Consider the following 12908-nt stretch of genomic DNA (forward strand, 5'->3'; position numbering starts at 1 on the left):
GATTGCCTGCAGGAACATCCTGATCTATCAGGAGAACGAGCGCGACGCAGGATGACCGCGACGCGTGGCGGCAAGGGTGCCCAGCAGGCTCAGCGCGTTGGCGCTCGGGCTCCCGGCCTCCGCCTGGTACACGACGAGCTGCTGGCCGGGCGCGTCACGGACGTCGAACGCCTGGTAGGTCAGTGACAGCACGCCGACATCGGGATGCGCCAGTTCCTTCGCCTGCCTGGTCTTGCCGCGGACCTCGTGAGTGCGCCACAGTCCGGCGAACTCCGGACTGTGGTCGCCAAGCGCATCGACAAGTCGCGCGAGCCGGGGATCGTGGGCGTCGTAGCCCGCCGCCAACCGCAGACTGGCTACGGTGGCTTCCGCCGCGCGCGGCCAGTCCACGTAGAAGGATCTGCCGGCCGGATCGAGAAAGACCATTTCGGCGAGGTTGTCGACCGCCGCGAACGGCGAGTACAGGGCCGCACCGAGCGCGTTCACCGCAAGGATGTCCAGCGCCCGGTTCAGCACGAACGCCGGGGCCCCCGGGTAGCCGTCCAGCAACTGCCGCAATGCGGGACCGACCACCTCGCGTACCACCGCCCGGCCGGTCCTCCCGCCCGTTCCGGCCAGCCGGTACAGGTGCTCATGGGCCTCTGCGTCCAGTTCCAGCGCACCGCTGAGCGCGTCCAGCACCTGAGCCGACGGGTGACGTTCCCTGCCCTGCTCCAGCCGCGTGTAGTAGTCGGCACTGACCCCGGCCAGCACGGCGATCTCCTCGCGCCGCAAGCCCGTGACCCGCCGCTGCCCGTGCTCACGCAGTCCCACATCCGCAGGCCGCAGCCGCCCTCGCCGCGCCCTGAGAAAGTCGCCCAGCTCGTTCGCCGCCATGTCCCCGACTCTACGGAGAAGCTCCGCGCCGCGCCTGGGTGCGCCACACCCTGGTCAGGCGGTCACCCGGCAGGACGCTGCCAGGATGAGATGGCCGAATGGCACAATCAGGTGTCTGCGTCCGCGGACCGATGGAGGGAGCGCGCCCCGTGCAGCGCATCGCGTTGGCTTCCCTCTCCTTGATCGCGGTCGCCCTCGCAACGGTGACCGTCGCTTCGACCCCGCAAACAGAACCTGTTGCGGCACAAGAGAAATCCACCGAGCAGCCGGTACCGGCGGTACCGTCCAAGCACACCGTCGAGGTGACGGTGTCCGGGCCCTACGACACCGTCATGCACGTGTCCAGGGCGGGTGCGCAGACCGAGGTCGAACTGCAGGGGGAGCCGTTCGAGTTCGAGTTCACCGAAACGCTGGCGCACGTCGGCAGCCTCGGTATCACGGTGCGCGCCGACAGCGCGGACCCTTCCGGCGAACCATTGCGGTGCGCCATCAGGGTCGACGGGGTGACCGTGGCCGACGACGCGCAGACCGGGACGGGCAAGAGCGGGACGGCACGGGTCCACTGCATGATCCCGCTCGACATCTGATCCGGGGATCACCCAACGTCACGCCGGCCGGCATGCTCACCTGCCCAGGTGGTCGTGTGACATCGTTCGGGGCGGTTAACTCCGTTCGCCGTGTTCCGGCGTGCTGCACTTCGATCATGCGAACCACGAAGAACCCAGCCCAGCACCGGATCCGCCGCTCCCTCGTCGCACTGCTCGCGGGATGTGCTCTGCTCGCCACCGCACCCGGCGCGGCGCTCGCCGCCCCGGTCGGCACGGACGGCACCGGCACCCACTCGATCGCGGGCAAGAAGAAGGTGAAGGTCGACGCCAAACTCGACAAGAGCAAGGTCAAGGTCAACGAGAAGGTCAAGCTCAAGGGCAAGCTCGACGTACAGGCGCCGCTACGGGCGTCGGGCACGGACGGTGTGACGTCGCTCGAACCACTCGTGGTGCAGCGGCTCGTCGCGGGCGTCTGGGTGGACCTCACGTCGACCTCGTGCAGGCCCAACGGCAGCTACCAGCTCAAGCTCAGCTTCCAGGTCCAGGCCGAGATCAAACTGCGCGTCTACCACCCGGAGACCACGCTCTACGCTTCGGCGACCTCGAGCGTGTTCAGCCTGCTGGTCATCTGACCGCTCGCTCAGCGAGGGAGCCTGCGCCAGACGGTCCTCGGCAGCAACCGCATCACCGCGAACACCGGGCGCAGCACCCGGGGCACCCACACCTCGCCCCGGCCGCGGCGCAGGGCGTCGGCGGTGGCTTCGGCGACCTGCTCCGGCGTGCTGGAGAACGGCGCAGGCTCCATCCCCTCGGTCATCCTGCCGATCACGAACCCGGGCCGCACGAGCAGCAGCCGGACCCCGCTGCCCGCCAGTGCGTCGGCGAGTCCGCTGGCGAAGCCGTCCAGCCCCGCCTTGGCGGAGCCGTAGACGTAGTTCGCCCTGCGCACCCGGACTCCGGCCACCGAGGAGAACACCACCAGCCTGCCGCTGCCCTGCGCGCGCAGCAGGCTCGCCAGGTGGGTCAGCACACCGACCTGCGCGACGTAGTCGGTGTGCACGACCGCGACGGCGTGCGCGGCATCGGCCTCCGCGCGTTGCTGGTCGCCGAGAATCCCGAACGCGACGAGCACGGTACCCAGTGGGCCGTGCCGGGCCACCACGTCGTCGAGCACCGGGCGGTGACAGGTGAGGTCGTCGGCGTCGAACTCCACCGTGTCCACCGTCGTCGCACCTGCCCGGGTCAGTCGCTCCCGCTGCTCGCCGAGTTCACCACTGCGGCGGGCCGCGAGCACCACGGTCGCAGCTCCGTCGGCGACAAGGCGTTCCGCCAGCGCCAGACCGATCTCACTGCGTCCACCGAGTACCAGGAGAGTCCCGTTCATCCCGCGCAGTCTGCCGTCCCGGTGAACCACGCGGAAACCGCCCCAGCCGTGATCTGCGAGTAGTAGCGTCTTGTCGCCGTACTTCCGCTCCGATTCCCGGAGGCCCCGGTGGCGAACAGCACCGATCCGATCAGCGAGATCGCCGAACTCGATCTCGACGACCCTGAGAACTACACCACGCATCGCGCCGAACAGTGGGTCCGCTGGTCCCCGAACGAGGCCGACACGCACGCCACGGACGAGACCGGCGACTACCGTCGATTTGTCGACGCGTCCTGTGACCTGACCATGCGGGGCGGGACCACCAGCGGGGTGATCTACCCGCTCGCGGTCTGTTCACTGGCCCGGCGTTACGTCTTCCGCTCGGTCGGCGGCGCGTCCGCCGGTGCGATCGCCGCGTCCGCCACGGCCGCCGCTGAGTACGGGCGGTTCGCCGAGCAGCCGGACACGGTGCCCGAGGGATCGGTCCGTCCGGGTTTCGCCGGACTGGCGGGGCTGATCCGGTGGATGGTCTCCGGCACGGGTGCGCAACGCTGGCGCCTGGTGCAGCTGTTCCAGCCGAACACGGCACTGAGTCGCATCTACCGGGTGCTGGTCGCTCTCATGCAGTCGCCCCAGACCACCGGACGCAACCGGCTGACCTGCGTGGTCGCCGCGTTGCTCACGGCGGTGAGCAGGATCGCGGGTGTCGTGCTGACCCTGCTGTTCCTCGGCTGGCTCACCGCGCCCTTCGCGATGGCCATGGCTGCGCCCCCTGCCGGCTGGAACGATGCGCGGCCTCTGGTGGCCGGACTCGCCGCGGTGGCCGCCGTGGCCGCCGCCGGATGGCTGCTGCGGGTGGCGGCAGGCTGGTTCCGGCTCGGCTCGCTCGTTCTCGCCGTGCCGCTGGCCGCAGGCGTGCTCACGCTGTTGCTGCGCGGAACGATCGCGGGGGGACCGGCGAATGCGGCGGGATGGATGGCGGCGACAGCCGCCGTCGTCACCTGCTGGCTGGTCACCACCCTCGCGGTGGGGGCGGCGTTCGCCGTGATCTACGGCAGAGCCTGCAGGCCGGTGCTCGCGGAGGCCGAACGCTTCCGGTTCGGGATCGTCCCCGGCGCCACCCCCTACCGCCCGACCCCCGTCGACCGGCTGGCCGGAGTGCCTGCCTCGACCGGGGTCCCACCGCTGGCGACGTGGCTCGCCGACCGGCTCGACGAACTCGCCGGGCTCGACGGGGAACGCGCACTCACCTTCGGCGACCTGTGGCGCGGTCCCGACGCCGGCCGGGATGGTGAGCGCGATCCAGCCGTGCTCCGGAACCTCGCGACGCACAGCGGTGATCGGGTGATCAACCTGGCGCTGATGACCACCGACCTTTCGGCCGGCCGGCCGTTCCGGTTGCCGCTCGCCGCCTGGGACGGGGTGGGCGATCGCTGGCAGTTCTGCCCGGACTGCCTCGACGGGATCGTCGGGGAACGAGTGATCCGGCAGATGTCCACCGAGGGCACCGCGAACGACCGGTGTCCTCGGCACCCGGAACGCGTGCTGCACTGGCTGCCCGATCCCTGGGACATGCCGGTGGTGCTGGCGGTCCGGATGAGCCTCTCCCTTCCGGGGCTCATCTGCCCCGTCCCCCTGCACCGGCTCGGCCGGGTGCACTGGTTCAGCGACGGCGGGATCACCAGCAACTTCCCCATCCACTTCTTCGACGCGCTGCTGCCGCGATGGCCGACGTTCGGGCTGAACCTGCACTCCGTGGCGGGCAAGGTCGACGCGGTGGACGAGGTGTTCCTGCCGCCACAGAGCTCGGCCGAACCCGCTCCACCGTGGAGCGCGGTCGGCGCGGGCGCGGCCGATTTCGCCGGGCGCATCCTGAACACGTTCCTCGGCTGGCGCGACACCATGCAGTCGGCGCTGCCGGGCTTCCGCGGCCGGATCGCCCACGTGCGGCAGGGCGACGGCGAAGGCGGGACGAATCTGTTCATGCCACCCGAACTGATCGCCGAGCTCGCCCTGCGTGGCTACCGGGCAGGAGAGCAACTGAAGGTGCGGTTCAGCATCGCGGGCACGGACGGCGAGGCCCCCGGTTTCACCCAGACCGATCGCTACCGCTGGCTGCGCATGCGCCTGGCGCTTCGTGAGTACCGAGAGATCAGCCTGCAGGCGGCCGCCCGGGCCCCGCTGTACCGGGAGCGGGCGACGAAGTACCCGATCCCGGAGGCGCTCGCGGGCTGGTTCGCCGACGCGGCAGGCGGATGGCCGCGCCAGGAACCACACGGTCCCGCCATCGAGAAGACGTTTGACGGCCTCGGCGAACTGGCGGACAGCCACCTCTCCGAGCCGTTCGACGGCACCGCCCCGGTGAACCCGGTCCTCCGCCTGACGCCACCCGAATAAGTCGCGCGGAGTTTGCAGTTTCGGGGCCCGAGTTTGCAGTTTGTGTGCGTGAGTTGGCAGTTTGTGCGCGCGTGTGCGTTCCAGGGACACGTGGTGGGGTTTCGGGCACGCCTTCGGCGCGCCCTGCGCAATTGTCGCTCCACGCATCACCCTTTCGAGGTGGCCGGTAGCGACAATTCAACGATCATCCGGTGTACCGGATCCGGGTCCGGTGGGTGGGCGAGGACCCGCGCGCCGCGCTCAGCGCGGAGTCAGACCTGTCGAAGTCGCAGGTCAGGACCATCGAACAGCAGTTGGCGCGGATGGACGCCCGGAGCCGACACGGCGCGTGGACCCATGACGTGCTCACACTCGTCGCAGCTCATCCCGAACGTCGAGCAGCCGATCTGGCCGACATGCTGGGCCGGGACAAGGACGCGCTGAAGCTCGACATCCGCAAGCTCAAGAACCTGGGCCTCACCCACAGTCTCGACGTCGGCTACCGCATCTCCCCGCGCGGTTCCGCCTACCTACGTGCTCGGGCCGAGGATCTGGACACGAAGGGCTGATTCTCGCTCGCTCGGGCCTGTGGACGACACAAAATCCGTTGAGCGGAACGGGGTCGGCAGAGAATACTCGGGGTAACGCCAGTTCGCTGCCGATCGATGTTTTCGGTACAGGGGCACGGGTAGCCAAGGGGCGTCCGCCTGCATATTCGCCGGCACGGATGGTGCCGGCCGCAGGCGCGATCGTGCATGACGCTGAGTGAAGGGAGTTGGCTGTGGAGACCAGGAACAGCCAGATGGCGAGGCAACACTCGGTTGCGAACTCGGGCCCAGGTGCGCAGTCGTCGGTACTTCGCGCCGGCTCCATGGAGGATCCGCACGTCGGGCTGAACATTCCCGGCGGCCCGGTGGTTCCCGGTCCGCGAATCACCGAGGACGACGAGTTCGAACCGACCATCGTCCGCGGGCGCGAGTAGCGCCACCGACCTCTACCAATCCGGGACACCCGGCAGTTCGTTGATCCGGCTTTCCCACTCTTCGAACCTGCGCTCGAGGTCCTCGCCCGCTCGTCCGCCGGAGTCCTGAGCGGGAGCCGAAGCGTCCGGATCGGATCTGCGCTCGGCTGCGTCGCGTTCCGCCACTTCCGGCGCTTCCGCTTGCTGGGACGCGGCGGGGGTGCTCACCGGAGGATTCTCTCCGGGATGCGCGACCCCTTCGATGGTCACGACCGTGGGCGCACCCACCCGTGCGGGGGCCACTGCGCCATCGGAGATGTCGCCCGGCGGCTGCTCTCCCCCGCCTTGGCCGAGGACCAGGCCGCCTGCCACCAGGAACATCGACAAAATCGCCACGGCTCCACCGCCCACCGCCAACCTGGAACGCGACCTGCCCTCGCCGACCGGGCTACCGGAGGCAGCTGGGCGCCGATGCCGGGCACCGACGTCACCGGCGGAGACGGCAGGCATCGGCATCGTGTCATCCGGCCTGCGTCGCAGGGCTACCGTCCGTGCACGACCGACGAGTTCCGCGACGGTCACCGTCTCCTCCGGGGAAGACTCACTCCTCCGCGGAGTCGTACGGGCCATCGGATACCTCCATCGGGCGAGGAACGAACGCCCGATGCTATGGAGCCGCAACGCGAGTAGTAAAGCATTGCCCTTCGTGTGGCCCAACCCTCCGCTACTCCTTGTCACCCGGGTGACAAGAACAGACACAGGCCGTACTTCTGACTACTCAGGGTGTCACCCGGCCAGTGACGTCAGCCTCTCGAAAGCCGCTGGGCCCGACCAACACCCGCCCACTGGGCCACACTGAACGGATGAACGAGCCAGCACGCCGATCGTCCGGGCAGGCGGCATGAGCATTCCCGGAGCGTTCGGTTCGTGGTTGCCATGGCGGGAACTGGACGGGCTGCTCACGGCGGGCCGGACCCTGCTTCCCTCGGTGCCGACCAGCCCCTCCGGTGTCCTGCAAGCGGCAGTCCGCACCGTGAGCGATCGGCTCGTGGGCAAACGTCTCACCGTCCGCGCCGCCGACACCGATCTGCGCATGACGCTGGCCGAGTTCGACTGCCGGGTCTCGTCGGTGGGGATCGGCCAGGCGGAGGTCGGGGATCTTCGGCTGGTCGTGGCGGACGTCGAGAGCACCGACAGCGGACACATGCCGGTGCGGCGAGCCGAGATCGTGTGCCGGGACCTCCGGGTCCGGTCCCTGCCTGCCCCGACACTCGGAACGGAATCCATCCAACTGGCCATCACGGTTGACGGGACGTCGTGCGCGACCTCGTCAGCCAGGCCCGGCCGGACGTTCTCGCCGAACTCGGGACGGACGGTCTCCTGCGGCTGCGCTCCACTCGCCGGCCGCACTTGGGCCACCTGCAGGTCGAGCCGTACATCGAAGGGACGCGGATCCTGTTGCGGCCGGTGGCGGCGCGGATCTCCCGGCTCAGGGTGCTGCTACCCGCGCGCACCCGGCCCATCCCGGTCGACCTGCCGGACCTGCCCGGCGGACTGCGCCTCACCGGGATCGGGACCGCACCGGCCGAACTGACTCTGTACGGCGTCACCGACTACTGGCGCGACCGGCTCGCCACCATCCCGCTCAGCACCCTGCTCGGCGCGGTCACCTCGGCCGTCTCCACCCTCACCGTGCCCTGGCTCGGCGAGTCCTAGCCGCTCGCCTTCTTCCGGCCGACGCCGCCGAGGATCCAGCCCGCGCCATCGCCGGTGTCCGCCGTGGTTCCGGGATCGGGTCGCCAATGCCTGGCCGGCACCAGACCGGGCTCGGCGAACTCGAGCCCGTCGAAGAAGGACAGTACCTGCGCGCGGGTTCGCCTGGCATCACCCGAGCGCTTGAGGAACGTGCGGTACAGCTCCTGCGCCCGACCGAGCTCGTCCGGCCCTTCGTCGGCGACGACATGCGACAGGGCGAGGTAGCTGCCCGGCGCGACCGCGTCGCGGAACGCGGCGACGATGTCGAACGGGCGATCCTCCTCGGGGAAGAAGTACAGAATCCCGACCAGCAGCACCGCCACCGGCTGGTCGAAATCGATGAGCTCGCGCAGCGCGGGATCGGCCAACAGGGCGCGCGGGTCGCGCACGTCGGCTTCGACCACGATCGTGTGCGGGTTGTCCGCCAGCAGCGCCCTGGCGTGGACGAGCACAACGGGGTCGTTGTCGACGTAGGCGACCTTGGTGTCCGGGGCGATCTCCTGGGCGACCTCGTGCACGTTGTTCTGCGTCGGCAGCCCTGTCCCGATGTCCAGGAACTGGGTGATGCCACAGCCCGCGAGGTAGCGCACCACCCGGCCGAGGAATGCCCGGTTGTCCCTGGCCATGGCCCTCGCCTCGGGCGCGACACGCAGGAGCTCGGCGGCGAGTTCCCGGTCACAGGCGAAGTTGTCCTTGCCGTCCAGGAAGTAGTCGTAGATACGCGCGATGCTCGGCACACTCGTGTCGATCGCCACTGGTGCCCGCTCCCGCATGCGGATCAGGGTACTGCCCCGTTCGGCGGTACGGGTCGGTGTCCTTGATCTTCGGTGTCCGGACGTCGCTGGTCACGCGATCGGGCAGATGTCGACAGCCGGACGGCGCCCATACTGGCGACGATCACCAGCGCCATCCCGAGGCCCTCCAGCAAGGACAGCGCCTGGCTCAGCACAAGGAACCCGGCGAACGCGGCGATGGCCGGCTCCAGACTCATCAGCACCGCGAACGTCGCTGCCGCGATTCGCCGCAACGCAAGCAGTTCCAGCGTGTAGGGCAGCATCGAGGACAACAGCGCAACCGCGGCCCCCAGGGCGAGCGTCACGGGATCCACCAGCGCCGCTCCCGCGGTGGCCACGCCGAAGGGCAGACTCAGCACGGCACCGATCGCCAGTGCGAGCGCCAGTCCGTCCGCCTTCGGGAACCGCCGGCCGGTGCGCGCGCTGAGCAGGATGTAGGCCGCCCACAGGACTCCGGCCGCGAGCGCGAACAGGACCCCCTCGACATTTAGACTGTCGAAGCCGCCCCGGCCCAGCAGGATCACCCCGGCCAGCGCCAGCCCGGCCCAGACCAGGCTGGCCATCCGGCGCGCCGCCAGCACCGACAAAGTCAACGGCCCCAGCACCTCCAGCGTCACCGCCGCGCCGAGTGGAATGCGCTCGATCGCCTGGTAGAAGAGTGCGTTCATGCCGCCGAGGGCCACGCCGAACGCGGCGACCAGCGCCCAGTCCGCCCGCGCGTGCCCGCGCACCTTCGGCCGGCAGATGAGCAGCAGCACCACCGCCGCCAGTGTCAACCGCAGGGACACCACTCCCATCGCACCGGCCCTGGGGAACAGCAGTGCGGCGATCGCCGCCCCGAACTGCAGCGACACCGCACCGCCGAGGACGAGCGCGACCGAACCGAGCTGCGAGCCGTCGCCGGGACGCCGGACAGTGCGACGGGCAGCGGAGCGCCAGGAGGGAGCCGGAGTCGGGGTCAGTGGGGAGTCGAGCCGAACAGCAGTCACACCATGCACGGTAGGCAGCGGAAATCCGCACGTGAAATGCCGGTTGTTTAGCTGTTATGCTTCGCGTGCATGACCATTGAGCTGCGTCACTTCCGCTGCTTCCTCGCGATCGCCGAGGAAGGCAACGTGACGCGCGCGGCCGGGCGGCTGCACCTCACCCAGCCCGCGGTCTCCCGCACGTTGCGCCAACTGGAACAACAACTGGGTCTGCGCCTGGTCGACCGCTCCACGCACCACCTGCGGCTCACCGACGACGGCCTCGCCTTCCGCGACAAGGCCGCGACGGTGGTCGCCGCTGCGGACGACGCACTCGACACGAGACGACTGCGCTCATGGCCCCTGCGCATGGGCCATGCCTGGGCCGCCGCGGGCGCCTTCACCAGCACGCTGTTGCGACGCTGGGAGCACGCCCATCCCGACACTCCCTTGGAGTTGCTGCGGATCGACGACCGGACGGCGGGACTGACCACGGGACAGGTGGACGTCGCCCTGCTCAGGGGCGTGGTGGATGCCCCCGGCCTGGTGGTGGAACCGCTGCTCACCGAACCCAGGGTCGCGGCGATGCCCGCGGACAGCCCCCTCGCGGAGCGGGCCGAACTCTCGCTGGCCGACTTCACCGACCAGACCGTGGCCGTCAACACCATCTCCGGTGTCACCACCCCGCACCTCTGGCCACCGGAGATTCGGCCCGCCCGCACGATGACCGTGGCCAACACCGACGACTGGCTGGCCGCCATCGCCGCGAACCGGGCGGTCGGGATCACCACCTCGGCCACTTCCGACCTGCACCGCTATCCCGGGGTCGTCTACCGGCCGATGGTCGACGCTCCGGAGATCCCGGTCGTGCTCGCCTGGCGCCGGATGCCCGGACACCCCGCGATCCCCACACTCGTCGCCCTGTTCCGGGACGTGGTCGGCGAGGGCAGGACGGACAGAAAACCGGACAAGTCTTGAGGGTTATGCACAACTCGGATGACGGGAAGGACCCCCGCTCCGGCACGCTGTTCCGCCGCAGTAGGGGCTGCTCGCGGCGACCGAGTGCGGGTGAGCTATTGGTGTAGCCGCACCCGCGTGCGTGCATAACACGCAATTGCACAAGCCTACTTGTGAGCGCCCGATTCACTGGCAAACTGACTTCTCATGCGGAAATCACGACTGATCGTTGTCCTGTCCGCCCTCGCCCTGGCTGTCTCCTCGTTCGGCCTCGCGCACCCCGCGACCGCCGCACCGGAAACCTCGGGCACGACCTCCGCTCCGGACACCATGCGTGGTGGCCGGATCGATCCCCATCCCAGTACAGCCGAGCTGACCCGCGAACTACAGCGGCTGCAGTGGCGTAGCCGCGGCGCGGTCGACGTGTCCGAGATCGGCCGCTCCAACCAGAACCGCCCGGTGTGGAGCGCTCGGGTCGGCAACGGGCCACTGCGCATCATGTACGTGACCCAGCAGCACGGCAACGAGCCACTGGGCACCCCCGCCGCGCTGAAGTTCCTGGAGACCACCGGAGTCGGGCAGAGCGCGTGGCAACGGTGGCTGCGCTCCAGGGTCACCGTGGACATCATCGTCAGGGCCAACCCGGACGGGTCCGAACTGAACTGGCGATACAACTACGATCCCGAAGCCGATCCGGAGTACGGCGAAGCCGGCAAGGGATACGACATCAACCGCTACCACAGCCCCATTCTCGCCCCTGAGGACAACCCGGCCACGGAAGCCGGGTTGATCCAGCGGCACTACGCCGAGTTCGAGCCGGACATCATGGTCGACTACCACATGCAGGGCCGGTACGCCGACGCCGACGGCGAGGAGATCACCGCATCGGTGATGTGGCCGACGCGTCCGGACGTGCGGGCAGACATGGTGCGCCTGGCCAAGCAGGTGTCCGTGGTCGCGCAGCGCGCCATGGACCTCGCCGGGGCCAATGTCTCGCAGTACCCAGGCGGGAACTACGAAGGCATTGCCCGCAACGCCTACGGGCTGCGCGGCAGCGGCAGCGTGCTGATCGAGTTCAGCGCGATGGGCCCCGAGCATGATCGGCAGCAGATCGCCTCGGCATGGGTTTCGATGATCGGCATCGCGCAGAGCGGGGCGAGCGGGTCGTTGCAGCGAGTCGACCCCACCTGGGCCGAGCGGATTCCACCACGCGGCGAGCCGATCCGGACCCAGGCGGCGAGCGCGCTCGCGAGCCACGGCGACTGACGAAGCCTCGGGCACCATCCGTGCGGCGCCGAAAATTCGATCCTCTTTCGGCGCCGCACGGTTCTAGAATGAGATATGGCCGAACTCGACGGCTTTCCCCTGACGAACCTGCTGATCTACGCCGTGGTAGCAGTGGCTCCCACGCTCGTGTTCTGGATCGCGCTGTCCGCGATGGCGGCCACTCGCCGTAGGCGCAGGCCTGCCGGCGAGCCGGTTCACCGGCCGATCCAGGAACTGGCCGCGGACCTGCGGCGGGTGCACCGCCTGCTCCTCGACTTCGGCCCCGGTACGCCCGCCGCACGACGGAAGGGAACCCGTCAGGCTTACGATGCGCTGCTGATCCAGGCGTGCGCCGCGGTCGAGGTGGAACACGAACTCGCCGTGCTGCCCGAGGGTGTCGACCGTGAAGTCGAACGCCTCCGTGTGGAGGAGGCACTGCGCGGCGCGGGGCTGGCGATCCCGTGACGCACGGGGGCGGGTCACACTTCGCCGGGTCCGAGTAGCCGCCGAGGTCCCGGCCCCTGCCTGCCGAGTTCGTCACGTGGGTTGGCGAGCCCGCACCGGTCGAGCGAGAGGCAACCACACCCGACGCAGTCGGTGAAGCTGTCCCTGATCTGCTGCAGGTGCCGAATCCTCGCGTCCACTTCGGACCGCCAGCGCTTCGACAGCCGCTGCCAGTCCTTTCGGTTGGGGGTTCGCCCGTCCGGCAGCTCGGCCAGCGCGCCCCTGACCTCGGCGAGCGGAATTCCGGCCCGTTGGGCAATTCTGATCAACGCCAGCCTGCGCAGCGTATCCCGCCGGTACCGCCGCTGGTTTCCCGACGTTCGCCTGCTCTCGATGAGCTGCTGGCGCTCGTAGAAGTGCAGGGCCGAAACCGCGACCCCGCTGCGCGCGGCGAGCTGCCCCACGGTGAGCTCGGCCTTGGTCCACGCGGGCTCTTCCATCATCGACCACCACTGTCTCGGGGCCGCCCCAACCGGGCAGCGACATTCCATATTGCTTGAGGTTTACGCGCGATCCCCGGGTTGGTCAACCTTCCTTGAC

15 protein-coding genes are annotated in these 12908 nt (G+C 69.4%); 9 read left to right on the forward strand and 6 right to left on the reverse strand.

Annotated elements, in window-relative coordinates:
* Positions 1-27: 27 nt before the first annotated feature.
* A complete protein-coding gene (locus BM199_RS05705; RefSeq protein ID WP_091670558.1) occupies positions 28-876 on the reverse strand; it encodes a helix-turn-helix transcriptional regulator in 849 nt (282 codons plus the stop codon).
* Between the two features lie 98 nt (positions 877-974).
* Between BM199_RS05705 and BM199_RS05710 the strand changes: the two genes are divergently transcribed.
* Both BM199_RS05710 and BM199_RS05715 read left to right on the forward strand, forming a co-directional pair.
* Positions 975-1463, forward strand: a complete 489-nt coding sequence (locus tag BM199_RS05710) for a hypothetical protein (RefSeq protein ID WP_143101773.1) — start codon at positions 975-977, stop codon at positions 1461-1463.
* 116 nt (positions 1464-1579) lie between these two features.
* Entirely contained in the window at positions 1580-2056 is a 477-nt protein-coding gene (locus BM199_RS05715) for a hypothetical protein (protein WP_091670563.1), read from the forward strand.
* 8 nt (positions 2057-2064) lie between these two features.
* On the opposite strand, the gene dprE2 is transcribed toward BM199_RS05715, so the two are convergent.
* Positions 2065-2808 carry a decaprenylphospho-beta-D-erythro-pentofuranosid-2-ulose 2-reductase gene (dprE2, locus tag BM199_RS05720; RefSeq protein WP_091670956.1) on the reverse strand — a complete coding sequence of 248 codons (744 nt, stop codon included), beginning with the start codon at positions 2806-2808 and terminating at the stop codon, positions 2065-2067.
* 108 nt (positions 2809-2916) lie between these two features.
* Between dprE2 and BM199_RS05725 the strand changes: the two genes are divergently transcribed.
* The 3 genes from BM199_RS05725 to BM199_RS05735 all read left to right on the forward strand — a co-directional run bounded on the left by BM199_RS05725 (position 2917) and on the right by BM199_RS05735 (position 6148).
* A complete protein-coding gene (locus tag BM199_RS05725) occupies positions 2917-5187 on the forward strand; it encodes a patatin-like phospholipase domain-containing protein (protein ID WP_245788173.1) in 2271 nt (756 codons plus the stop codon).
* 191 nt (positions 5188-5378) lie between these two features.
* A complete protein-coding gene (locus BM199_RS05730; protein ID WP_091670565.1) occupies positions 5379-5735 on the forward strand; it encodes a hypothetical protein in 357 nt (118 codons plus the stop codon).
* A gap of 212 nt (positions 5736-5947) precedes the next feature.
* Entirely contained in the window at positions 5948-6148 is a 201-nt protein-coding gene (locus tag BM199_RS05735) for a hypothetical protein (RefSeq protein ID WP_091670568.1), read from the forward strand.
* Positions 6149-6160: 12 nt separating this feature from the next.
* Here BM199_RS05735 and BM199_RS05740 read toward each other — a convergent pair whose 3' ends face one another.
* A complete protein-coding gene (locus BM199_RS05740; RefSeq protein ID WP_091670571.1) occupies positions 6161-6709 on the reverse strand; it encodes a hypothetical protein in 549 nt (182 codons plus the stop codon).
* Between the two features lie 735 nt (positions 6710-7444).
* Here BM199_RS05740 and BM199_RS05745 point away from each other — a divergent pair.
* Positions 7445-7843 carry a hypothetical protein gene (locus BM199_RS05745; RefSeq protein WP_091670574.1) on the forward strand — a complete coding sequence of 133 codons (399 nt, stop codon included), beginning with the start codon at positions 7445-7447 and terminating at the stop codon, positions 7841-7843.
* Here BM199_RS05745 and BM199_RS05750 read toward each other — a convergent pair.
* Positions 7840-8655 carry an SAM-dependent methyltransferase gene (locus BM199_RS05750; protein WP_091670577.1) on the reverse strand — a complete coding sequence of 272 codons (816 nt, stop codon included), beginning with the start codon at positions 8653-8655 and terminating at the stop codon, positions 7840-7842. The two genes, BM199_RS05745 and BM199_RS05750, sit on opposite strands and share 4 nt — an antisense overlap.
* A 5-nt stretch (positions 8656-8660) precedes the next feature.
* Entirely contained in the window at positions 8661-9665 is a 1005-nt protein-coding gene (locus tag BM199_RS05755; protein ID WP_245788174.1) for an EamA family transporter, read from the reverse strand.
* Positions 9666-9734: 69 nt separating this feature from the next.
* Here BM199_RS05755 and BM199_RS05760 point away from each other — a divergent pair, with 69 nt between their 5' ends.
* The 3 genes from BM199_RS05760 to BM199_RS05770 all read left to right on the forward strand — a co-directional run bounded on the left by BM199_RS05760 (position 9735) and on the right by BM199_RS05770 (position 12329).
* Positions 9735-10619, forward strand: coding sequence for a LysR family transcriptional regulator (locus tag BM199_RS05760; RefSeq protein ID WP_091670579.1), 885 nt, complete (start codon positions 9735-9737; stop codon positions 10617-10619).
* A 186-nt stretch (positions 10620-10805) separates the two neighbouring features.
* The gene (locus tag BM199_RS05765; RefSeq protein ID WP_091670582.1) at positions 10806-11864 is read left to right on the forward strand and encodes a M14 family zinc carboxypeptidase; all 1059 of its coding nucleotides are present in this window, start codon (positions 10806-10808) and stop codon (positions 11862-11864) included.
* A 75-nt stretch (positions 11865-11939) separates the two neighbouring features.
* Complete coding sequence (locus tag BM199_RS05770) at positions 11940-12329, forward strand: hypothetical protein (protein ID WP_091670585.1); 390 nt, start codon at positions 11940-11942, stop codon at positions 12327-12329.
* A 14-nt stretch (positions 12330-12343) separates the two neighbouring features.
* Here BM199_RS05770 and soxR read toward each other — a convergent pair whose 3' ends face one another.
* Entirely contained in the window at positions 12344-12808 is a 465-nt protein-coding gene (soxR, locus tag BM199_RS05775; RefSeq protein ID WP_091670588.1) for a redox-sensitive transcriptional activator SoxR, read from the reverse strand.
* Positions 12809-12908 lie beyond the last annotated feature (100 nt).

This window comes from Amycolatopsis marina (assembly GCF_900111885.1).
Taxonomy (GTDB): domain Bacteria; phylum Actinomycetota; class Actinomycetes; order Mycobacteriales; family Pseudonocardiaceae; genus Amycolatopsis; species Amycolatopsis marina.